Annotated in this window: 18 protein-coding genes and 1 tRNA gene; 6 read left to right on the forward strand and 13 right to left on the reverse strand. The window is 60.6% G+C overall.

Annotated features, from left to right (window positions below; translation table 11 throughout):
- Positions 1-298: 298 nt before the first annotated feature.
- On the forward strand, positions 299-736 hold the full coding sequence (locus tag E5J99_RS05340; RefSeq protein ID WP_135496692.1) for a hypothetical protein: 438 nt from the start codon (positions 299-301) through the stop codon (positions 734-736).
- A gap of 330 nt (positions 737-1,066) precedes the next feature.
- Positions 1,067-1,306 (forward strand): DUF551 domain-containing protein, encoded by a 240-nt coding sequence (locus E5J99_RS05345; RefSeq protein WP_167852000.1) that lies wholly within the window; start codon positions 1,067-1,069, stop codon positions 1,304-1,306.
- A gap of 1,043 nt (positions 1,307-2,349) precedes the next feature.
- Here the strand turns inward: E5J99_RS05345 and E5J99_RS05350 are convergent.
- The 8 genes from E5J99_RS05350 to E5J99_RS05385 all read right to left on the reverse strand — a co-directional run bounded on the left by E5J99_RS05350 (position 2,350) and on the right by E5J99_RS05385 (position 10,809).
- Positions 2,350-3,891, reverse strand: coding sequence for an NCS1 family nucleobase:cation symporter-1 (locus E5J99_RS05350; RefSeq protein ID WP_135496694.1), 1,542 nt, complete (start codon positions 3,889-3,891; stop codon positions 2,350-2,352).
- A 387-nt stretch (positions 3,892-4,278) separates the two neighbouring features.
- A tRNA-Ser gene (locus E5J99_RS05355) sits at positions 4,279-4,366 on the reverse strand.
- Between the two features lie 65 nt (positions 4,367-4,431).
- Positions 4,432-5,523, reverse strand: a complete 1,092-nt coding sequence (locus E5J99_RS05360; protein WP_245318720.1) for an asparaginase — start codon at positions 5,521-5,523, stop codon at positions 4,432-4,434.
- 40 nt (positions 5,524-5,563) lie between these two features.
- Positions 5,564-6,331, reverse strand: a complete 768-nt coding sequence (locus E5J99_RS05365; protein WP_135496695.1) for a TatD family hydrolase — start codon at positions 6,329-6,331, stop codon at positions 5,564-5,566.
- 99 nt (positions 6,332-6,430) lie between these two features.
- Positions 6,431-7,534: a glycosyltransferase gene (locus E5J99_RS05370; protein ID WP_167852001.1), complete on the reverse strand. Its 1,104-nt coding sequence runs from the start codon at positions 7,532-7,534 to the stop codon at positions 6,431-6,433.
- Between the two features lie 7 nt (positions 7,535-7,541).
- On the reverse strand, positions 7,542-8,177 hold the full coding sequence (locus E5J99_RS05375; protein WP_135496697.1) for a polysaccharide deacetylase family protein: 636 nt from the start codon (positions 8,175-8,177) through the stop codon (positions 7,542-7,544).
- 36 nt (positions 8,178-8,213) lie between these two features.
- Positions 8,214-9,356, reverse strand: a complete 1,143-nt coding sequence (locus E5J99_RS05380) for a glycosyltransferase family 4 protein (RefSeq protein ID WP_135496698.1) — start codon at positions 9,354-9,356, stop codon at positions 8,214-8,216.
- A 67-nt stretch (positions 9,357-9,423) separates the two neighbouring features.
- Entirely contained in the window at positions 9,424-10,809 is a 1,386-nt protein-coding gene (locus tag E5J99_RS05385) for an oligosaccharide flippase family protein (RefSeq protein WP_167852002.1), read from the reverse strand.
- 284 nt (positions 10,810-11,093) lie between these two features.
- Between E5J99_RS05385 and E5J99_RS05390 the strand changes: the two genes are divergently transcribed.
- Together E5J99_RS05390 and E5J99_RS05395 are read left to right on the forward strand one after the other, a co-directional pair.
- Positions 11,094-12,182: a GumC domain-containing protein gene (locus E5J99_RS05390; RefSeq protein WP_135496700.1), complete on the forward strand. Its 1,089-nt coding sequence runs from the start codon at positions 11,094-11,096 to the stop codon at positions 12,180-12,182.
- A gap of 7 nt (positions 12,183-12,189) precedes the next feature.
- Positions 12,190-13,671: an O-antigen ligase family protein gene (locus E5J99_RS05395; protein WP_135496701.1), complete on the forward strand. Its 1,482-nt coding sequence runs from the start codon at positions 12,190-12,192 to the stop codon at positions 13,669-13,671.
- A 211-nt stretch (positions 13,672-13,882) separates the two neighbouring features.
- Here E5J99_RS05395 and E5J99_RS05400 read toward each other — a convergent pair whose 3' ends face one another.
- The 5 genes from E5J99_RS05400 to E5J99_RS05420 form a co-directional block, all read right to left on the reverse strand.
- Positions 13,883-15,136, reverse strand: coding sequence for a PP2C family protein-serine/threonine phosphatase (locus E5J99_RS05400; protein WP_135496702.1), 1,254 nt, complete (start codon positions 15,134-15,136; stop codon positions 13,883-13,885).
- Positions 15,129-16,298, reverse strand: coding sequence for an ABC transporter permease (locus E5J99_RS05405; RefSeq protein ID WP_135496703.1), 1,170 nt, complete (start codon positions 16,296-16,298; stop codon positions 15,129-15,131). Before E5J99_RS05405 ends, E5J99_RS05400 begins: the two co-directional genes overlap by 8 nt.
- A gap of 16 nt (positions 16,299-16,314) precedes the next feature.
- Positions 16,315-16,650, reverse strand: a complete 336-nt coding sequence (locus tag E5J99_RS05410; protein ID WP_245318721.1) for a hypothetical protein — start codon at positions 16,648-16,650, stop codon at positions 16,315-16,317.
- Positions 16,651-16,770: 120 nt separating this feature from the next.
- On the reverse strand, positions 16,771-17,238 hold the full coding sequence (locus E5J99_RS05415; RefSeq protein WP_135496704.1) for a hypothetical protein: 468 nt from the start codon (positions 17,236-17,238) through the stop codon (positions 16,771-16,773).
- A complete protein-coding gene (locus tag E5J99_RS05420) occupies positions 17,232-18,635 on the reverse strand; it encodes a serine hydrolase domain-containing protein (protein ID WP_135496705.1) in 1,404 nt (467 codons plus the stop codon). The genes E5J99_RS05415 and E5J99_RS05420 overlap by 7 nt, the downstream gene beginning before the upstream one ends.
- A 565-nt stretch (positions 18,636-19,200) precedes the next feature.
- Here E5J99_RS05420 and E5J99_RS05425 point away from each other — a divergent pair.
- Both E5J99_RS05425 and E5J99_RS05430 read left to right on the forward strand, forming a co-directional pair.
- Complete coding sequence (locus E5J99_RS05425; RefSeq protein ID WP_135496706.1) at positions 19,201-19,503, forward strand: hypothetical protein; 303 nt, start codon at positions 19,201-19,203, stop codon at positions 19,501-19,503.
- Positions 19,504-19,982: 479 nt separating this feature from the next.
- Positions 19,983-22,082, forward strand: a complete 2,100-nt coding sequence (locus E5J99_RS05430; protein WP_167852003.1) for a gliding motility-associated C-terminal domain-containing protein — start codon at positions 19,983-19,985, stop codon at positions 22,080-22,082.
- Positions 22,083-22,330: the final 248 nt, after the last annotated feature.

The raw sequence follows: 22,330 nt of genomic DNA on the forward strand, positions 1-22,330 counted from the left end.
TTCAACACTGCTCTAATGGTAAGATGCAGGCACTTCTGGCCGGGTGCGGAGGCGACAGGCCTTTGCCCATCTTTCGGTGGTTCACGCGTAGCCACTGCCATGGTCAACAATGAGGTATCACCGACAGACGGCATAGCCCACAGCTACTAACGGCGGCAATGCGGCCCGTAGCTGCCAGCGCGGGACTAGCCTACATCTTGGCATCCTAGTTGCAAAGTCAGGGAAAGGAAAGCGAACAAGTCCTCTATTAAGAGAAGCTTTATTTCCTCCTTCCCCTTTTCGCCTCACCTCCCCAACTATGAAAAAGATTCTTGTTCTGCTCGCCGCTTTCTCCCTTTCCGCTGGTGTTGCTTCGGCCCAAACGACGACCATACAGAAAGCCAAGGTTAAGACTGAAGCCCACAAACAAAAGCACGCCGCCAAAACCCCGGAGCAGCAAGCCGACCGCTTCGCCCAGCACCTGACCCAGAAGCTTGCCCTTTCCGCCGACCAGACGCAGCGGGTGCGGCAAATCAGGCTGGCGCAGCAGCAACAGGAGCAGGCGCTAAAAGATAAGTACACTGCCAGCCCTAAAACGCCGGCCAAGCGCCAGGAAATGAAAAGCCTGAAAGACCAGTTCGAAGCTCAGCTCCAGCAGGTCCTGACCACCGACCAGGTTGCGAAGTACGTGCAGCTGCGCGACGATAAGATAGCCAAGCATGGCAAAGGCAAGGATAAATTCAAATCCAAAAGCTAAGCTGCCCCTGCCAGCACACACAAAGTCCCCGCCGGTTGGTGGGGGCTTTTTTGATGCCCAATAGCACCGCGTGTTCACTTATCACATCGTCAGCGCTGACAGCCGTCGAGGACCTTCGGGGCAGCGCTTTTTCGCATCTATCTGTCCACGAAGGCGTTTTGACCAATCACTACCTAGTGGTTTTCTGCTTGCGCCACCAACACAGCATACCCAGCACTGCTCCGGTAGCGCTGACTAAACGTGCTAATTAGACCATACGCCAGCACTCCCATGGTCCGCTGGTTCTGCTGGCGCTTGTGTAGATTTGCCCTTTCACCGTTCCGCAAGCGTATGCCTTCTGCCCCCGACACTGCCTGGATTACCCGGGCGCAACAGTTACCCCAGCCCAATCAGCAGGTGTTGGTGTACGTGCCCTCGTCGTGGCTGGAAATAACCGTGGCTACCTACAAGCCCACTAATGCCGCCAAGTCGGCACACATGTTCGTCACCCCCGATCCGCACGGCATTGACCGCTACGTGAAAGGAGTCACCCACTGGATGCCTCTGCCTGCGCCACCTGATGTAGTTTGACAAACAGCCGGATCAACTTTTCGTCAGTACTGAAGCACGTAGTACAATGGCGTCAGCTATTCCTGAACCTCACCCTTTTCACAACTCTTTATTATTCATTTAGTTAACACCCGACACATGTTATTACTCCATGCTGCGTTAGCTACTTCCGCGGGAAGATGTAGGCAACATGCACAGCCACCTTGCTTGGTGAAGCCTACATTTTGGTCAATACAGCATCATAATTGGCAAAAGCAGTCGTGGAATACAGAACTTTCTGCCTCTACCTTAGCATTATAATAACAGGTCAAAAATCAAACAGACATAACGCTGCTACCTGCTTTTTTCAGGATACCGCAGCTGTACGATAAAGGATCGGACTGACGTTGGGTGGGAATTTTCGTCGGTCATGATTCATTGAAAGGGCGTTCCGGGTGGGGCGCCTTTTTTTGTTTTCGGGTTATCCGGGCATCAGAAGGGGCTCTAGCACTACCTATCATTGCGCGGCGCAGCCAGACTTTATCGGGCAGCATACCATATACTTACACCTACATTCTGAGAACCGTGCACTACACGAGTCCTCCCCACTAAAGTCGCCCTCCTGTTCACGCGTACAGCTCTTATCCAAAATCCAAACTTCCCGGAAACAAACCGGCCGAACCGGCATACTACCGGTTCGGCCGACTATAGATTTTGGAATATCAATACGTCAACGTGCCGAGTGGGAAGCCGGTTGATTTCTTGACAGTTATTTCCAGATGGGGTGGGGTTCATCTGGTAAACAGGGCGCGGGAATTTTCAGTACCAGCCAACGGGGGGGATTCGCTGCCTGATGACTGGCACAATATTAAGAAAACGTTTCTATAGACCCACTATACTACAGTAAAAATTTAGTAAGTACTTACTCACCCAACAAACTAGCACCTTGACTAACAACTAATTACTAGCAGTGGCCGGCAACACAGCGCAAACAGCGCTTGGGTTCATGCCACCAGTACGGCTACGGGCTTTCGACTCAGCAGGTAGCCTACTGAAAAAGCGAAACGCAGCATCCGCTCTCTGGTTTAGATTTCTGTTTTCGCAGCAGCATGGATCGAGGACGCTTTTTCAGTAGGGCGCCACTTATGGGGTGCCAAGTTGGTCTGCTCCTGTCTCATGAGCAGCATGTACACGCCACCTGCCACAAAAAAACCAACGAACCAGGCGTAGTCATACACTGCAACCAGCCCAGCCCAGATCAATTGTTTGTCTAAGGCACCGATGGCGGCGAGAAAGCCCGGGACGTTGGGCAGAATTCCGATGATCAATGCGACCAACGCCCGCATATTATAGCCCTTTTGATAGGTATAGGCGCCTTGGTACTGATAAAGCTGGGGCACGTCGAGGTGTTCTTTGCGCAGCAGGTAATAATCGGCCAGCATAATGCCGCCAATGGGCCCAAGCAAGCCCGAATAGCCCACCAGCCAGGTAAAAATGTAACCGGAAGGATCCGCAATAAGCTTCCAGGGGAAGATCAGGAGCCCCAGTACGCCGGTGATGTAGCCCCCGGTCTTGAACGTAATATGGGCGGGCGAAACATTGGCGAAGTCGTTGGCCGGACTCACGATATTGGCGGCAATATTGGTAGCCAGCGTAGAAAGCGCCACGGCCAGCATGGCGACGCTCACCAGCAGCTTGCTGTCGAACTTACCAGCCAGCACCACCGGGTCCCAGATAGTGGTGCCGTAAATCACGAAGGTGGCGGAGGTTACGACCACACCCACGAAGGAAAAAACGGTCATGGAAGCGGGTAGCCCAATGGCCTGCCCCAGCAGTTGGGCCCGCTGACTGGTGGCGTACCGGGTGAAGTCGGGAATATTCAACGAAAGCGTAGCCCAAAAGCCCACCATACCCGTGAGAGCGGGAAAGAAAAACGCCCAGAAAGCGGCGTCAGTGGCGAATTTGGATGGCTGCGCCAGAATCGGGCCCAGGCCATGCCCGGCCGTAATGGCCCACCACAGCAGCGCCAGCGCCGCCACGGGCAGAAAAAAAGCCTTGAAGACCAGCAACTTCCTGATGCTCTCGACCCCCAAGTGCACCACGTACATATTGAGCAGCCAAAACAGAAAAAACGTAATGGCCGGGCCCGTAGCCAGCGCCCAGGAAGCCGGAAAAACCGGCGGCAGCGTAGCCAGGGCCGGCAGCCACAGCACCCCCATCTGATAGAGTGCGTAGCCCCCGATCCAGGTTTGAATACCAAACCAGCCGCAGGCAATCAGCGCCCGGAGCAGCGCCGGAACATTGGCCCCACGCACCCCGAAGCTAGCCCGTGCCAACACCGGAAACGGAATACCGTACCGGGCTCCCGCCCGCCCGTTGAGCAACATCGGAATGAGCACGATACTGTTGCCCAGAAAGATGGTCAGCAGCGCCTGCCACCAGTTCATACCGCCCTGAATCAGGGAACTGGCCAGCATATAGGTCGGGATGCACAGGCTCATGCTGATCCAGAGGGCCGCGTAATTGCCCGTGCCCCAGCTGCGGTGGGCCGGAGCAATGGGGGCCAGATCTTCGCTGCTGAGGCCCGGGGCGGGGGCTAGTATCGCGCTGGGTAGAGGAGCAATCATACCAATGCCGGCCAGAAAAGGTGGAGAAACGAACCGCAGCCACCCTAGCCAGAACGACAGAATCGTTCGAAAGTAGGCCGAGCTAACCCGGGTTACAGTAGCGGCTGTGGCATCTTGCTCCTAAAGCTAGAAGAATTAGGCAGTTGGTGACGAAAACCCATCTGGTAATTCTCGCAAGGCGAACCGCACTGTACTTGCTGGCGCATAAGTTGACCGCAAATGCCCGCTCAGAATTTTTGCATGCGCTCTGCGACTGATGGAGGCTCGGATTTGTGGTGAACTCTTGTGGCTTATTCTGTGAAAATACAATAGCCACGCACACACCAAAAGGAAAACCCCGCACAAACCGTGTTTAAACGACCTGTGCGGGGCTTTTCTAATTTTCTGTAGAGAGGATGGGATTCGAACCCACGATAACCTTTTGGGCTATACACACTTTCCAGGCGTGCTCCTTCGACCACTCGGACACCTCTCTAGGGTAGTAATCGGGTGCAAAGTAACGGCCCTTTTTCCGGAAACACAAGCCGGCGGCTATTCCTGTTAGCCTAAACTGATTTCGCCGCGCAGGTCCTGGGCCAGTAAGCGGGCCGTTTGCTGAGGGCTGCGGCCGAGGCCCAGCACAAACATGAGCTTAGTAATGGCGGCTTCGGCCGTAATATCTTCGCCGCCAATTACGCCCAGATCAGTGAGTTGGGAGCTGGTTTCGTATTGCCCCTGAATCACGCGGCCTTCCTCGCACTGGCTCACGTTAAGCAGCTGCACACCCCGCTCGTGGGCATCGCGCAGACACTGTAAAAACCAGGCGGCCGTGGGCGCGTTGCCTGAGCCGTAGGTTTCGAGCACGCAGCCCCGCAGGCCTTCCACTTCCAGAATAGACCGCACGACCCGCTCGGTGATGCCGGGAAACAGCTTCAGAATCACGACCTGCTCTTCCAGCTGCTGGTGCACGCGCAAGGGCGCAGAGGGCAAGTGGCGGATCTGCTTGTCATTGAACTCAACCTCAATGCCGGCGCGGGCCAGGGGCGGGTAGTTTTCGCTGCGGAAAGCATTGTATTGCCGACTTTCGACCTTCTTGGCGCGGTTGCCCCGAATCAGCAGGTCGTTGAAGAAGACGCACACTTCCGGCACGCGCACCGTGCCAGCCTTGGGGTGGCGCGCCACGGCAATATCGAGGGCGGTAATCAGGTTGCGGCGGGCATCGGTACGGATGCGGCCCACGGGCACCTGGGCCCCGGTAAAAACAACGGTTTTGCCCACGTTTTCCAGCAGGTAGCTCAGTGCTGCCGCCGAGTAGGCCATAGTGTCGGTGCCGTGCAGCACCACGAAACCGTCGTAGTGGGCGTAGTTTTCCTCGATAATAGCGGCCAGCGCCAGCCAGTCGCGGGCCGTTACGTTGGAAGAGTCAATCGGCTGGGACAGGCTCAGCACCGAGAGGTTCATGTTGAGCTGGCGCAGCTCGGGCATTTTCCGCCGAATTTGCTCGAACTTCATGGGTACCAGCTCCCCGCTCTTGCTATACTCCATGCCCACGGTGCCGCCCGTGTAAATGACCAGCACGGAAGTAGCAGGCCGGGCCCCGGGTCCGACGGGCGTAATGGTAATGAGAGGCAGCGTAAGGGGATGAACAGGCACGGGCGGGGCGGGTGGAGAAGGCGGAAGAAAGTAAGGCAAGCTACAGCTTGAACAGGTCTTGGGCCGTACGAGTAGTGGCTTCCGCAATTTCCTCCGGCGTTTTGCCCAGCAGCTCGGCTACACGGTGCGCTATCAGGGGCAGATAGGAAGGCTCGTTGCGCTTGCCCCGGTGCGGCACGGGAGCCAGGTAGGGGCAGTCGGTTTCGAGCAGCAGGTGCGCCAGGTCAACGGCGGGCAGAAACTTGTCGGCCCCGCCGTTTTTGAACGTTGCCACGCCGCCAATGCCCAGCTTGAAGCCCAGCCCTATAGCGCGGTCAGCCTCTTCCTTCGTCCCCGAAAAGCAGTGAAATACCCCGCGCAGCGTGCCATCCTGAGCAGCCTCGATGATGTCGGCGGTTTCGGCGAAGGCGTCGCGGGTGTGCAGCACCACGGGCAGGTCGTACTTCTTGGCCAGAGCTACCTGCACGCGTAGCGCCTCCTGCTGCTGAGCGACGAAGGTTTTATCCCAGTAAAAGTCGAGGCCGCACTCCCCTACTGCAGCAAACGGCCGCTTGCCGAGCCACTCTTCCACCAGATACAGTTCCCGCTCAAAATCCTTGCCCACCGAGCACGGATGCAGGCCCATCATGGCGAAGCACTGCTGCGGAAACCGCGCCTCCGTTTCGAGCATTCTATCGATGCTGGTGTGGTCGATGTTGGGCATCACGATGGTCGTGACGCCGACTTCGTAGGCGCGCCGCAACGCCTCGTCGCGGTCCGTCTTGAATTGTTCGGAGTAAATGTGGGCGTGCGAATCGGTGAGCTGCATGTGGTACGGGGTAGGTAATACGGGGTGAGTGCCACCGCTGACTTTTCAGCGGTAAGCTGCCGTGGCTGGCACAAAGTACGCGGCGGTTTTGGCTATTGGTCAGGTGTAGGAACGGCCTTTCCACTCGAACGACAGAGGCAATAGCCGAAACACGGTTAGGCCGATAGTCAGAGCCACGGTATATACTTCAAATGCCGGCAGCAGGTGCCAGGGCATGCGCAAACCCGCCCGGCGGTAGCAGCCGTAGGCCAGCACGCCCTGGAGCAGCACCTTCGCCGCCAGCACGCTCAGCGCGACCAGCGGGCCAGCCAGCCACGCCAGCAGCAGCAGCAGCGGATAAAACGCCGCGTAGAAAATCAGGCCGCCCTGCAGCCAGCCCGGCAAAGCTTCTACCCCCCGCATCCAGCGCCGGCGCTGGTGCAGCAGCCGCAGGGGCGTGCTCGTGGGCAGCGAGTAGGCCAGCACTTCGGGGCGAAAGACATTCCGAAAGGTGAAACCCTGGGCCAGCACGGCCTTGAACAGTTCAAAGTCCTCGGTGACGGAAAACGGCAGCCGCTCGTAGCCGCCCGTGGCCTCATAGGCGGCGCGCGTCACGAGCATGTTGTTGCCCATGGCTGTTACCGGGCGGCCCCCATCCGACACAACCTGCACCAGCCCCAACGACAGCAGCCAATCGAGGCCCTGCAGCCGGTCGAACAGCCGGGGGCCATGCACGACGGTCAGGCCCGTCACCGTGCCCACTTCGGGCCGGGCGTAGGGCAGCAGCGCTTCGATCCAGCCACCGGGTACGGTAATATCGGCGTCGGTGATGAAGAAAAAATCGGTGGTAGCCTGGCGGGCCAGGTGGGCCAGCACATTGGCCTTACCCCGGGCCGTGCCGAGGTTATCGACAATGCTCAGGCACTGAAACTGGCCAGCATAGCCCTGCATAGCTTGCTCGGCGACGCGCCGGGTCTGGTCGGTGGAGGCATCGTCGCCGACCAGCACTTCCAGCAAGTGCGCCGGGTAGCGTAGCTGCCGAATAGCCGCCAGGCAGCGCCCTAACGCGGCTTCCTCATTGCGGGCGGCAATCAGAATGCTAACCCGGGGCCAGGGCGCGGGCGGCGCGGGCGGGGCTTCGCGCTTGCGCGCCCAGAACAGCAGCGTGGCGGTAGCCAGCACCAAAAACCAGAGTCCGAAATAAGCACTGAGAATGACGAGCATACAAATGTTAAAGCAGCTCGAACCGGAAGCCCTGCCCAGCGAAGTGCGCCAGGTAGCGGGGCAATACGTAGCGCAGGTTGCGGCTGGCCTTGCGGCTGTCATGAAAAACGACTACCGAGCCGGGACGCGTCAGGCGCAGGGCATCGCGCAGGCATTGCTCGCTGGCGTAGGAGTGGTCGTAATCGCAGGTGAGCAAATCCCACATAACGACGCGGTAATCAGGCCGCAGCTGACGGTTGAGCGCGGGCGTAAGCCGGCCGTAGGGCGGCCGGAAAAAGCGCGGGGCCCCAGCAGGCAGCACAGCGTCGAGGGCCGCCTGGCACTGTTGAATGTCCTGGTGGTAGGCAGCTGCCGGCGTCGACCACCCGCTGAGGTGGTGGTAGGTATGGTTGCCGAGCTGGTGGCCGGCGGCCACGGCGGCCCGGGCTATTTCCGGGTGCCGCCGCAGGTTGTCGCCCACGCAAAAAAACAGGGCTTTGGCATTATATTGCGCCAATTGTTCCAGCACCCAGGGCGTCTCCTCCGGAATCGGGCCGTCGTCGAAGGTCAGGTATAGCGTCGGCTGGCCGTGCGCATGCGGGCCGCGCCAGATCGTATCGGGAAGCCAGCGGTGCATTACTTCGGGCAGACGGTGCAGGTGCATGCGCAAGGAAACGTGAAGAAATGAAGGGAGGACGGTTTACCGCTCTGGCCGGCCGGCCGTTGCTTCAACAATACTTTGCCACAACTGCTCGGCACTGCGCACCCACGAAAACCGGTGCACGTTTTCCAGGCCCTGCGCTAGTAGCCGCGCCCGCAGCGGAGCATCGGCGGCCATCTGCTCCAGGCCGTTGGCAATGGAGTCGACCGAAAATGGGTCGACGAGCAAGGCGGCGGGGCCGGCCACCTCGGGCATGGAGCTGCAGTTAGAAGTAATGACAGGCGACGCGCAGGCCTGGGCTTCGATGATAGGAATGCCAAATCCTTCGAAATAAGGCACATACACTGTCGCCAAAGCCGCCGCGTAAAGCTCCACCAGCTCTACATCGGTTACTCGGCCGGTGAGATGCACGGCGCTCCGGTGCTCCATCTGCTGGTAGGCGTCGAACATGGGGCCGGCTTTCCAGGCCGTGCGGCCCACGATGAGCAGCCTGGCCGGCGAGGCGGTGCGCGCTTTGAACTGGTCGAAGGCGCGCAGCAGATGCACCAGGTTTTTGCGCGGCTGCAGGGCTCCCACAAACAGAAAATACGGTTGACCGGCGCTGAATCGTTCCCGCACCGGCAGCTGCTCGGCGGCGGACAACGGCCGGAAATGCGCGTCAGCGGCATTATGCACGACCCGTATTTTGTCGGCGTTGGTGCCATACGTATCCACCAAGTCCTGCTTTGTAGCCTCCGACACGGCCACGATGCGGGCCGAGGCGCGCACGAAGCGCGGAGTGAAATAGTGGTAGTATTTGCGTTGCAGCCAGTCGACGTCCCGCGGAAAATGCTCGAAAGCCAGATCGTGAATGACGGTGACGCGCGGCACTCGGGTACGCAGCGTAGTGAAGCCATCCGGACTCAGAAACACGGCGGGCCGGTGCCGGGCCAGCCAAGTGGCTACCGCGCCCTCAAACCAGGCCACGAACAGCAACGGGTGGCGCGCCGACGGGTAGAGCACGTGAGGCACTACATTGTCGGCAAACAGGTAGCGCGCATCGTAGGCCCGGTCGAAAAGGAAATGGAAGGTATGGTCGGGGTGCTGCCGCACGAGGCGGCTGAGCGTTTCGAAGGTGAAGCGCCCGATACCTTCGAGCTTGTCGCCGGGCAGCAGAAAGCGGACATTTACGGCAATATTCAACGACAGTGCAGGGTTTCGGAGGCGCTAGATGCCCGTTTGTAAAAAGACTTTCCGGTGTATACGGGCCTCAGCGGCGCAGGGCTTTCAGCTCGGCTACCCGCACAAGGCCGGTGGCAAACAGGATAGCGACAAACACCAGCCCCGCGCCCACCGCTTCCAGCAGCCAGTGGTTCAGCAATAGCCGCAGGCCCGCGAAGGTACCGCAGAGCAGCCCAAAGGCCAGCAGCAGCCGCGCCAGCGTGGCCCACGGCACAGCCACGCCCGCCCGCCGACTTACCAGCCACACGTAGCCGCCCGATACCAGCACGGCACACAACAGTGTGTTGAGCGCCGCCGCCACGGCCCCGTAGCGCGGCAGCAGCAGCACATTCAGCAGCACGTTCACGGCTATGCTGCCGGCCACGAGCCAGCTCACCGGTTTTTCGTGATTGGTGCTGGTGAGCAAGGTGCTGTAGAGGGCAAAAAAGGCGTGTACCAGCACATTCACGAACAGAATTTTCAAGCTCAGCGTCATCTGGCCCAGCTCCCGACTGGTACTGTGGGTAAGCTGAAAAAACAGCACTTCGCCCCGAAACAGCACGAAGGCGCACACAAACAGCAGCGGCACCGTAACGATGCGCTGCCCGAACCAGAGCAGCTCCTGCTGCTCCTCGCGCTTGCCGGTGGCAAAGGCAAACTTGGCAAAAAACAGCGGCAACACCGTCCAGAGGTACATCATGATGGCATCGACCCAGCGGTAGGCCGCCGCGTAGTAGCCCGCCTCGGCCGGCGAGGCCAGCCGCTCCAGCATCAGCATATCCACCCGCTCATTGAGGCCATATACTAAGGTGATGAGGGCCAGCGGCAGGCTGGCTTTCAGCAGGCCGCGCGCGTGCTCCCACTTCAGCCGGAAGCGCACCCGCCCGTAGAGCCGCGTCACCAGGGCGTAGAGTACCACGAAGGTAAACAGCACGGCCACGGCGCGGGCACCCACGTAGCGGTCCAGCGTGATGCCCACCGGCAGCAGGGCCAGCACAAAGACCAGCAGCAGCGCCTTTTCGAGCACCGACAGCAGCGCATCGGTGTTGAAGCGCTGGTGGGCCTGCAAGGTGCCGCGCAGAAACTGCGTGTACTGCATCACGAGCAGCGACGCCCCGGTGAGAGCCAGCAGCGTGAGCGTGTGGCCGTGGTAGCCCAGCAGCCAGCCGCTGCCCACCATAATGCCCAGAAACAGCACCGAGAGCCAGCCCTTGAGCGGCAGCAGCGTGGGGAAATACTCGGCCAGAAACTCCGGCGTCGCCGCCACGCGCTTGGTGGTGAGCTGCGTAGTACCCAAATCCGACACGGAGGCCACGATGAGCGTCCAGTTGAACAGGGCCGTGAACGTGCCGAAAGCCGCGTGCCCCAGCCGGTCCTGCACCAGGTTCTCGACCAATATCCAACCCGGCTTCACGAGCAGATTGAGCAGAACCACGAAGCTTATATTGCCGAAGAACTTTTTGATACTAATAAGACATAAGTGCGGGTCAAAATTAGGCAAAAACTGTTGGCACCGCCGCGAAATGCGCGGCCCGGGGCCCCGACCAGTACGCACAGCTTCCATCCACACCGCAGACAGCGGGCAATAGCGGCCGGCCGCTTTCGGTGGCAGAACCGCGCCCCGGCCTATTCAATGCGCGGAATTTGAAGTAGCTTTGCCCCCAATGCAGTCTGCCGAAAACCGGCTGAAACTGCGCCCGTTGTCCTTTTACTTTCTGCATGTCATCCCGTTCCTATTCGCTACTGGGCCTGTGGCCCGTCGTTAACCGGTGGAAAACTTTAGTTGCTACGGCTGTGGGGCTGGCCCTCGTCCTGAGCGTGATAGTGAGCCTGCTGCTGCCTAATATCTATAAGTCGACGGCTGTCTTTTACCCTACCAATCCCAGCAGTACCGACCCCGACCGGATTGTGAGCGACGGCGGCAAGCTGGAGCTGGGTGGCCGGGCCGAAGACCTGGACCGGGTCATCACCATCGGCGAGTCGCAAACGCTGGCCGAGCTTATTATCACCCGCTTCGATCTGCACACCCATTATAAGGTGGGCAAAGCCGGCACCGACGTAGCCGATCAGGCCGCGCTGGAGGAGTTCAACAGCAACTTCACCATCGTGCACAACGACCGGGATGCCATTGAGGTCAACTTCCTGGACGAGGACAAAGTCCTGGCGGCCCGCGTGGCCAATACCATTGTGCTGGCCATCGACTCCATCAACCAGCAGCTTACCTTCGAAAACCGCCGCAAGGTGATTGACCTGTATCAGGGCCGGAAGGAATTTCTGGAGCGCGAGTACAGCGCCGCCCACGACAGCCTGCTGCAGGGCCGCCGCCGCTACGGTATCTACGGCATGGAGAACGAGTCGCGCTACCTGGGCCGCGCCATTATCCAAACCGAAACCCAGCTGCGGCAGGCCGAAGGCGAAGGCAACAGCAGCAAGGCCGCCGGCCTGCGCAAGGCGCTGCGGGGCCTGACCAAAGCCGACGGTGGCAACTTCCTGAACCTGGAAAACTATGTGAAGGGCACCGACCTGATGGCGACCACCTACGCCCGGTTTGCCGATATTCAGGGCCGCCTCATTGGGGCTCGCAATGCCTACGAAACGGCCAAGCTGGCCATCAGCGGCAAGATTTCCTCCATCTACGTCGTGCAGAAGGCTTTTCCGGCTACCAAGAAAACTTCGCCCGTGCGCTGGCTGATCGTCCTTTCGTCAGTAGTCATTACGCTGGTGCTGTCCCTGATTTTCGTCACCCTGCTGGAGCTCTACCGGGGCAACCTGACCGTAGGCCGCCCCGGCCCTGAGCCACAGTCCTGATCCGGTAATGGCCGCTCCTACCCTGCTGGCGCGCCTGCGCCCCCAAGACCCGGCCCAGCGCCTCTACATGGGCTTTATTGCGCTGCTGCTGCTAAGCGGCACCGCCGCGCTGCTGCTGAAAGCCTCGCTGTGGCTGGCAGTGCCGTTTGCGGCCCTGGGAGTCGTGGTGTTGTTCGTCGACTGGCGCTGGGTGTACTACCTGCTGCTGCTGACGCTGGCCTTCTCGCGCGAAATTCCTTTGCCCGGCGGCCTGAGTATGGATGTGCCCTCGGAGCCGCTGATGCTGGTGCTGCTGGTTTGCTTCGGGGTGAGCGTGCTGCTGGGTCGCACCGAAGTGCCGGCCCGCATCTGGCGCCATCCGCTGGTTATCATCATGGCTCTGGCCCTGCTTTGGTCGGCCGTATCGATGATTTTCTCGGTCAACACCGTGAAATCGGTGAAATACCTGCTGGCCAAAACCTGGTATATCGTGCCGTTCGTATTTGTCACGGCGTCCATCGTGCGCCGCCCGGCCGACGTCTGGCGAGTGGTGAGCTTTTACGTGGCCGGGGCTTCGCTGAGTGTGGTGTATACGGCCGCGCGGCACGCCAGCAAAGGCTTCCGCTTCGATTCCATTAACTGGGCCATTCAGCCTTTCTACATCAATCACGTCATCTACGCCACGGTGATGGCGCTGCTGATTCCCTACGCCTTCTACGCCGCCCGCGACACCGAGCAGCCAGCGAAGCGGCGGCTGTGGCGCCTGGCGCTGGGGGTTCTGGTGTTTGGCGTGCTGCTCTCCTACACCCGGGCGTCTATTGTATCGTTGCCGGTGGCGGGCTTGTTTTACCTGGCCATGCGGCTACGCCTCACCCGCGCTATTCTGGCCGTGGCGGCGGTAGCGGCTTTCAGTACGGCGTACTTCTTCATGCATGAGAACAACTACATGCTCTACGCGCCCGACTTCGAGAAAACGGTGTTCAACGGGCATAATTTCGAGAAGCACCTCGAAGCTACCTACAAGCTACAGGATGTGTCGGGCATGGAGCGGGTATACCGCTGGGTGGCGGCGGCCCGCATGATCAGCGAAAAGCCCATTACCGGCAGCGGTCCCAGCACTTTCTACCCCGAGTATAAGCACTACACCGTCAAGAGTTTCCGCACCTACGTCAGCGACAACCCGGAAAAATCGACTACGCACAACTATTTTCTGCTGCAGCTGGCCGAACAGGGATTTCCGGGCTTCCTGCTTTTTGTCATCCTGTTTGGCACGGCCCTGGTGCTAATCGAGAACCTGTATCACCGCAGCCGCTCACCCCAGCACCGCCGCGTCGTGCTGGCGGCCGGCCTCTCGCTGATTGTCATTATTTTCCACCTGCTGCTCAATGAGCTGGTCGAAGTCGATAAGGTCGGCTCCTTCTTCTACATCGGTCTGGCCGTGCTCATGCGCGCTGAAGGCTGGATAGATGAGGAAAAGAATGAGTTGGAGAGTGCTACGCCAGAAAATTGAGCGTACATACCCTCGACACGCTGCGTGCAGCGGAGGATTTTCCTCCGGCCAGCCAATACCCATGTATCCACTGCCAGAACGCCCTTTGCCAACCGATGGCAAAGGGCGTTCTGGCGTTTAGGCAGGCTTGCTGAGCTAGGGGAGGAAAATCCTTAGCGCCATTGCTCCCAGCATAACAAGTAGGGGATGGCAACTCCCGCCTTTCGGTAGCTTATTTAAACCGGCAGCTCAGAATCGTGACGTCGTCGGCAAACTGATTTTTGGTGACGCTGAAGTCTTCAATTTCCTTGAGCATTTCCTTGTGCAAGGCGGGCAGCGGCAGGTAGCGGTTGCGGGCCATCAAAGAGAGCAGGCCCTCTTCCCCATACTCGGTGCCGGCCTCGTCGAATACTTCCGTCAGGCCGTCGGTGTAGCACAGCAGCAGGGAGTGCGGCGGAATGGTCGTTTCGCCCACCGTGAGCATGGGCAGCTTTTCCATGATGCCCAGCATTACGGTGCCGTCCTTGAGGTACTGCACGGGCCCGGAGTCGGGCACCAGAATAGGGTCGTTGTGGCCGGCATTCACGTATTGCAGGTGGCGTGTGGCGCGGTTATAGATGCCAAAGAAGACCGTAATGAACTTCTCGCCGCCCGAGTTGCGAAACAGCAAGTGGTTCAGCTCGTGCACGATGGTGGCCAGCTCCACGTTCTGCCGCAGTAGCGTGCGCAGGCCCGCCTGGAAGTTCGACATGAGCAGCGAAGCCGGTACGCCTTTGCCCGACACGTCGGCCACGCAGAACAGAAACCGGTCCTGGTCGATGGTCACCACGTCGTAATAGTCGCCGCCAATGGCCGTGTGGGGCACGTAGCTGGCATGCACGGCCACCTGGGTATCGTTGGGCAGCTTGCTGGGAAACAGCAGATTCTGTACTTCCTGGGCAATTTCAATCTCCTTGCGCATGGCGGCGGCTGAAATCCGCTGCCGGTTCAGGCGACGGTTTTCGATGGCCCCGATCAGGATGTTGCTCAGCGTTTCCAGAAACTTGCTGCCTTCCTCATTGGCGTAGTCGTCTTGCACGCTGCCAATCAGCACATAGGCCCGCACCGCGTCCTGCTGGCCCACCGGGATGATGGTTTCGAGCTTGTGCCATTCCTTGTCCAGCGGCAGGCTGGCTGTCGGGCACGGGCCGGCCACGCAGGTATCAATAATTTCGTCGGGCAGCTCCAGCTTGCGGAAGTCGGCCAGCTGGTGACCGAAGGATATCACGCACTGCCAGCGGCGCTCCTCCTTGATATAGAGCACGATGCGCCGGATATTGAGCTGACCGAGCAGCGTAAACTGGAAAATCTTGTACAGGGTTTCCTCGGCCGTATCCTGGTTGATGGCCTGGGTAATTTCCAGCAGCGCGCTCAGCTCCTGCTTTTTCAGCAGCAGCTCTTTGCGCAGGCTCAGAACATCCGGGTGGGTATGGGTCGAATCAGGCATTGGATAGCGGAGTTTTAGGGTCGTAGGCGTCACGAAGGCCGTTGCCCAGCAAGTTGAAGCTCAATACCAGCAGGCTGATGGCCAGGCCGGGCAGCAGCGTCAGCCACAGGCCGGCTTCGGTGCCCAGCAGCTGAAATCCTTCGTTCACCATCAGGCCCCAGGAAGGAGACGGCGGCTGCACACCCAGGCCCAGAAAGCTCAGGCCCGCCTCGAGCAAGATAGCCGCCGCGAAGTTACTGGTTGCAATTACAATGAGGGGCCCGGTCATATTGGGCAGCAAATGCCGGGCAATGAGGCGGCTTTGGGGCAAGCCCAGTACGCGGCCGGCCTCCACGAAGGTTTTCTCGCGTAGGCTCAGCATCTGGCCGCGCACCACGCGGGCCACGTCTACCCACATCGTCAGGCCCACGGCCACAAACGACGTCCAGACGCCTTTGCTGTCGAGGGCCAGCGAAATGGCAATGACAAGCATGATGCCCGGAATGCTCCACACCACCGTCATCAGGCCCAGCAGCAGACTATCGACCCAGCCGCCCACGTAGCCGGCCACCGCCCCGATGAGCATGCCCAGCGCCAGCGAAATCAGCACGGCCACCAGGCCGATGCCCAGCGACACGCGCGTGCCCAGCAGCAGGCGGCTCAGCGTGTCGCGCCCGGCTTTGTCGGTACCCAGCCAGTAGGTGCGGGGGCCAATGCGCTCCTGTTCCACCAGGCGGCGCAGCTCCGGCCCCGAGCCGGCCTGGCCCGCCACAGCGGCCAGCGCGTAGCGCCGGGGCAGCTCGGCCAGGGCGCTGTGGTTGCGGTAGGGCAGTATCCGCACCGAATCGCCCACGAGCTGGTAGCCCCCGATGGGCGACTCCTGAAACCGGGGTTCGCGACCCTGCCACCACGTACGCCAGATATTGTCGGGCGCGGGTTCGGCAGCGGGCACCGGCAGGCGCAGGACGGTAGCCGTGAAGCCGGGAGGCTCTTTTTGGAGCTGCACCAGGCCGTTGTTTGCATCGGGCGAGTTGTCGGGCAGCACCCAGTAGCCAGCCAGCGCGACCAGGGTACAGAGTATGATGAAGCCCAGCCCCAGCATGGCCGGGCGGTTTTGCCAGAGCCGCTGCCGCACATAGTAGCCCGGCGGCCGGACCGCCGGCGGAGCCGAACGACCAGACATGGTATGCCCCGCCACCCTACCGGCTATTGTGAGCCAGCAAGCCGGGCTTGGTGGCCAGAAAGTAGCAGTCGCGGGCCAGCGCCCCGAAGGACGTTATTTCGTAGGCCAGCTCCGTATCCGGGTCGGGATAAAAGCATTTGACGTAGTCCTGCTCCAGCAGCACGCGCAGATTGCGCTCCAGCTCGGGAGTCGCCAGCTTGGTTTTCTCGCTGAGGGTACGGAAGGGAGTGACGAAGTAGAGCTCGTCGATGATATCGTATTCGGTGTCGGTCACGGCGGGGCGGTTTGGGCGGGTAAGGTGAAACAAATGTAGCTCCGCGAGACGGGAAAGGGAAATGCCGGGAGTAGACATGCCTCCATAGCACAACGCCCCCGACCAGAGGGGGCCGGGGGCGTTGGTGGTGCGCTAGATAAGGATAAGGTAGCAAGGGGCCGGGCCGACCAGGCGGGCAGCGTGGCCGAGCAGGTGAGGTTATAGCGCCCATACCCGGAGGCTCATCCACCCATACATAGCCACCACGGTAGCCAGCCAGCTCAGCGCCCCGTAGGTGAGCAGCAGGTACCAGGCCACGGCGCGGCGCTGGAAATGCCCGAAGTACCATACCGTGAGCAGGAGCCCGCCCACCGTGCAGGCTACGAACATCAGCGGGCCCAGCGACACCAGTACGGTGGTGAGGTTGACCTGGCCCGCCATCCAGAAGTGCTCGGTAAGGTTGAAGAGGGCACCCGCCGTAACTACCAGCGCGCTCGTAGCCAGCAGCGGCAGCAGCCGGGGCAGCAGCTGAACCCGTGGAATTCTGCGGCGCAGCACCCGAGCCAGCCCCACCAGCGCCGCCAGACTGCTGCTGAGCACCAGCAGCCCGCTCAGGACCAGCAGCGCCGGGGGCAGCCACCACCAGAACCCCGCCGACAGTGCGTAGCCCGAGCGGGTAATCAGCACCCGCTACCCGCCTTTGTCTTGGGTGAGCACAACGGTGGCCTGCCGGTCGGCGGGCAGGCGAAAGGTGAGCGGGCCGGTGGGCAGCAAGGTATCGGCCTTGCCGATAAGCGGTTCGCTAAGCAAAAATCACCTTGTTGGCGCAGGTTGACGCCCCCCAGCAGGTAGTCCGCAAAACCAAACAGTTCGTTGCGGGCGGCGTTGCGGTAGTGGCCCAGATACGGGGCCACGGCGGCGGCATCGAGCGGCACGCGGGGCGCGGGCACCAGCGCCGGGAGCCGCTGCAGCAGAAAGGCCTGCACCAGCTGCTCCAGCTTCGGGGCGCGCCCCCCGCCGTTGTTCGAAAACGCATAGCCCACGCCCAGCTCACGGTGGTAGCCAAAGGCGGTGATGAACCCGTCGATGCCGCCGCTGTGGCCCCGGAACAGGGCCTTGCCCTTCTGCCCAAGCGAGTAATTGGCCGGGCCGTAGCCGGCGGGCAGGCCGGCGCGGGCGGAGAGGGGTGAGTGGGCCGTTTCCAGCTCGCGCAGGCTGGCGGGCTGCAGCAGCGCGGTGCCGTTGGGCGTGCGGCCGTCGTGCAGAAAAAACTGCACCCACTGCGTCATATCGGCCGCCGAGGCGCTCATCGAGCCGGCCGGACCGACGTAGATGGGCAGCAGCGGCACGGCCTGGTAGTGCCCGTTCGTGTATTTGTAGCCCCGCGACACGCCGACGCCGGGGCTGATGCGCAGCGCCGGGGTGGCATCGGGCATGGCCAAGGGGCGCAGCAGGTGCGCGGTGAGGTAGTGCTCGTAAGGCTGGCCGCTGAACTTTTCGAGCAGGTAGCCCGCCGCCAGGTAGCCGGGGTTGGAGTAGCTCATCCGCTCGCCGGGCCGCCAGCGGCAGCGCAGCTCGCCCCGGAATACGGCCAGCCCCGCCGCGCCGCACGGGTCGGTGGGCGTGGCGTTGTAGATATGGTTGAGGCGCATGTCGTCGAAGCCGGCGGTATGCTCCAGCAGGTGCACCACGCGCACGGGGTCGGTGGCCTCCCAGGGGTTATCGATGGGGATTTCGGGAGCGATTTTGCGCACTTCGTCGTTCAGGCGCAGCTTGCCTTGCTCGATGAGCTGCATCAGGCCGGCCGCCACAAAGGTCTTCGTGACCGAGCCGATGCGGAAGCAGGTGTGCGCCGTCACGGGCCGCTGGGCTGCCAGGTCGGCCAGCCCCAGTCCGCCTTCAAACAGCACCGAATCGTGGCGCACCAGCGTGAGCATCATCCCCGGAATATGCTCGCGGGCCATCACGTGCCGCAGTGAATCCTGGAGCTGTGCCAGCGAGCGGATGGCGGGAACGCCCGGCTGCGCCCTGGCTGGAACCGCCAGTACAAGAAGTAGTAAGGCCGCGAGTAGCACGTTTTTCATCAACCCAGAAAAAGGGTGAGTAAGCAAGTAGCACCAGTCGGCACCCGGAAACCTGTCGCTGTTGAGTTGGTAGGTATTCCAAGAATCAGGTGGAGCATCCTGCTACAGCAACGGACAAACTACCGCGCTCAAGAAGAAGGCAACAAGTAGCGGGTAGATGCGGAGAAGGCAAAAAGCGTTGTTTGGCTGGGGGAGGAAAGGGTGGCTCAGGGGTTGCCAGCGGGAGGTAACTGGTAGCCTGCTATCTGGTTAAGCACTAAAATTTACTACTTTACTGCGTAAGACCAACTTCACCATTTTTCTGAGGTTGGGTTTATTACCAAAATTATATTATTCAACTATTCCCAGACTAAGACGGTGATTCTTGCACTTCCCCACTGTCCCGAAAATCCTGTTTGCCCGTGCCCGTGAAAGCACTTGTTCCGAGTTTACGAAACTCATCCCCTCAGCACGTTTCGTAAACTTTGAATCGTAGACGGGTTTCGTAAACTCCCCCGCCCCGGCAGCGGCCATCTGGCCACTTGGTATGGACTAATTCCCGCTGTTAACTGAAAGGAGCGTTATTTTGACAACGACTATTGGATTTGCGCCCGCCGTTGCCATGAAGAAAGCCTTGCCCTTGTTGCAGCAGTACATGGGATGCTCGCTGGTGTCGGTGACGGCCGGCGGGGTGCCCCAGCCGTGGCCATTGACGGAAGCACTGGCGTGTGAGCGCCTCGAACTGGTCTTTGACCACGGCCCTGTACTAACCCTTGCCGCGGCCGGAGAAGACCACTTTTATGGAGAGGCCGACTTGCTCGTGGCCGCGTCGGGCGCTGCGGCCCCCATCGTGCCCCCAACCCGGCCCGGAAGGGACCCGCGCGAGTAAGGGAAGTACTGGCAGTACGAACCCCAAGGGGTAAACCTGTGGCCAACAAAGTACCTGATGCACGTAGAGTTTCGGTGGGAGACGGGCTCCTTCTCCGCCGGTTACTTGGTGGCGCGTCCCGGCCAGCCCCTGACCATTGACCTAAATGCAGTTCACCTCACAGCAGCCTGGTTGGACGGTACCGCAACAGGATTAGAGCACGGGGTGGTTTAAGCAAACGGTCCGAATAGGAGAACGAGGGTATTTTCGGGCCACCCGTTAGTTTGCTCAGTCGGCAGGGATTAACCGCTTCGTGACAGTCATGCACAAGCGGAGCCTGCTAGAGCACGTAACGTGCCCTCAGGTCGCTTCCTGGCCGGAGCGCGGGTTTCATCACCAATGCTTGGCTGCTGCATTTTCAAATTCTTGAATACCTGATGCAACGACTATGTTTGCGGTGTATTCTTCTGTGTCATATTATCAAACGTTTACTGTCCGCAATGCCCCCTCTATCACAGTCCAGTTTCAGCATTCGTTTGCACCCACGGGAACGCCTGGAAACACAAATTTCCAGCTGGGCGGCCTGGCGGCGTTTGTGCGGTCACGGCGTGCCGCAATGGGGCCGTTTCCTGCTGCTGCTGGTTGGGTTGCTGGGGGCCGGCCCACGCATCGGATACGCGCAGCGCCAATACGATGCGTGGTACTTTGGCACCGCCAGCGCGCTCCAGTTCCTGCCCGGTCGCTACTGGCCCCAAGTGGTACCCAACAGCGTCATGAATTCGTTTGAGTCCTGCACCAGCTTGGCCGACTCCACCACGGGGGCGCTGCTGCTCTATTCCAACGGCGAGCGAATGTGGGACCGCACGCACCAACCCATGCCCAATGGCTTTCCGCTCGGGGGCCACATGTCGGCCAGCGAGGGAGCCCTGACCCTGTTTGCGCCGGGCCAGCCGAACCTGGTGTACCTGTTCACGACGGACGCCAAGGAAAGTTCCGTGGAGAACAGCCTGCGCTATTCCGTAGTAGACCTGCGCCTGCGCAACGGCCTCGGCGATGTGCGCCAGCGCAACCAACCACTTCCCCTGCCGGGCAACACGCAGGCCACCGAGCATTTGGCCGCCATTCGCCAGCCCAACGGCCGCGACTACTGGATTCTGGTCCACGGCCTCAACAACAACAGTTTCTACGCCTACGCTCTTACGCCAGCGGGCCTGGCCGCCCAACCCGTGGTAAGCGCCGTAGGACCGGTGTTCAGCACCCGCCAGACGGCCGAAACGGGCACGTTTCGATTTTCCCCGTCGGGGCGCCAGCTGGCTACCACGCGCTTGTTTAGTGCACTCGACTTGTTTGATTTTAACCCGCTGACCGGACAAGTGAGCAATCCAATTAGCTTATTCTCCGATTTAAGCCTGCCTGCCCTTAGCTTTGAAAGGCGGGTGTACGGGGTAGAGTTCTCAGGCGATGGTAGCTTGCTTTATGCCGACCAAGGCGGAGCGGTAATGCAGTACGACCTGCTGGCTTGCGACTCCTTGGCCATTATCCGGTCGAAACGCCAAGTTGTGAGTGCCGCCGCCCTGGTGGGCAGCGTCAAGGTCGGCTGCTCCACGGGCAGCACCGGCTCTTTCCGGCGCGGGCCCAATGGCCGACTCTACATTGCAGTGCTGTTTGCACCCGCGCTAGCCGTTATCGACTCCATCAACAGCATCCGTGGCACCTTTCTTCGCCCCGGCGGGCAGCAACTAGCCGGCACCGCCGTGCCCGGCAACCCCCTTCCCGACCTTCCTGGGTCGGAGTATGGCTTGCCCAATTGCCCCGGCCAAGCCAGCCGCCTCGGTCCTGCCAATTGCACCGGCGGTAGCGGTAGCGTTGAAGAGGGATTTAGGGTGCTGATAACCCCGGGCTGCGCGGGCCGCCCCACCGTGTTTGAGGCGCAGCCGCGCGACCCCTCCCGGCAAGGTCTGCAGCAGGTCCAATGGACCATTGGCACCACCACTCCTTTGGCGCTTTCCGGCGTACGGGTAGCCCCAGTGTTTGGCCAGGCCGGGCCGCAAACGGGTTTGGTGGTCGTCACTTTTGCCGACGGCACGCGTCAAGCACAGCGCCTGCAATTAACCGTTCCGCCGGCGGCCACGGTGCGGCTCCAGGCCAGCGTCACGCAGCTGGAGTGCGGCGAGCCGCAGGCGGAGCTCACCGCTACTGCCAACGGCCCCGGCCGCTACCGGTGGGCCGATGATACCACCACGCAAAGCCGACGCGTGGTTACCCAAGGCGGTACCTACCGGGTGCGCTTCCAGTCGAGCGCCGGATGCGTGGTTTCCGACTCAGTTACCATTCAGTCGCTCGACCCTTCCCGCTGCCTCATTCCCAACATCATCACGCCCAACGGCGACCCACTGAACCAGCGGTTTGTGCTAGCAGGATATCGGCTTGGGCATTGGAGCCTTACCATTTACAACCGCTGGGGGCGGACCGTCTACACAAACCCGCTTTATGCCAACGAGTGGGACGCCGAGGGCCAGCCCGCCGGCGTGTACTACTACCTGCTTCAACACCCGCAAACCGGCACCAAGCTTCGTGGGTGGGTAGAAGTAATGCGTTGATACGCGACGACCAGTGCCGTTGGCTCTTTTTCGGCTGTTAGCGGCCATGGCAGAACAAGGGCAGGTGATTACTACAAGGCCTTCTTAGCGAACCCAGCAGCTATAAAGGGCCTCTCACGACCCATCATGTAGATGCAGTTCACAAAAACGGTGCTTTAAACAGCCGCCATCTTTCGGATAGGGTCCGATAAGGGCCCGTTATCGGTTCTAAAGGTGCTGCTTTCCAGCGAATGAACCCAGCAGCGCCA

It is taken from the genome of Hymenobacter elongatus, assembly GCF_004745955.1.
GTDB lineage: Bacteria > Bacteroidota > Bacteroidia > Cytophagales > Hymenobacteraceae > Hymenobacter > Hymenobacter elongatus.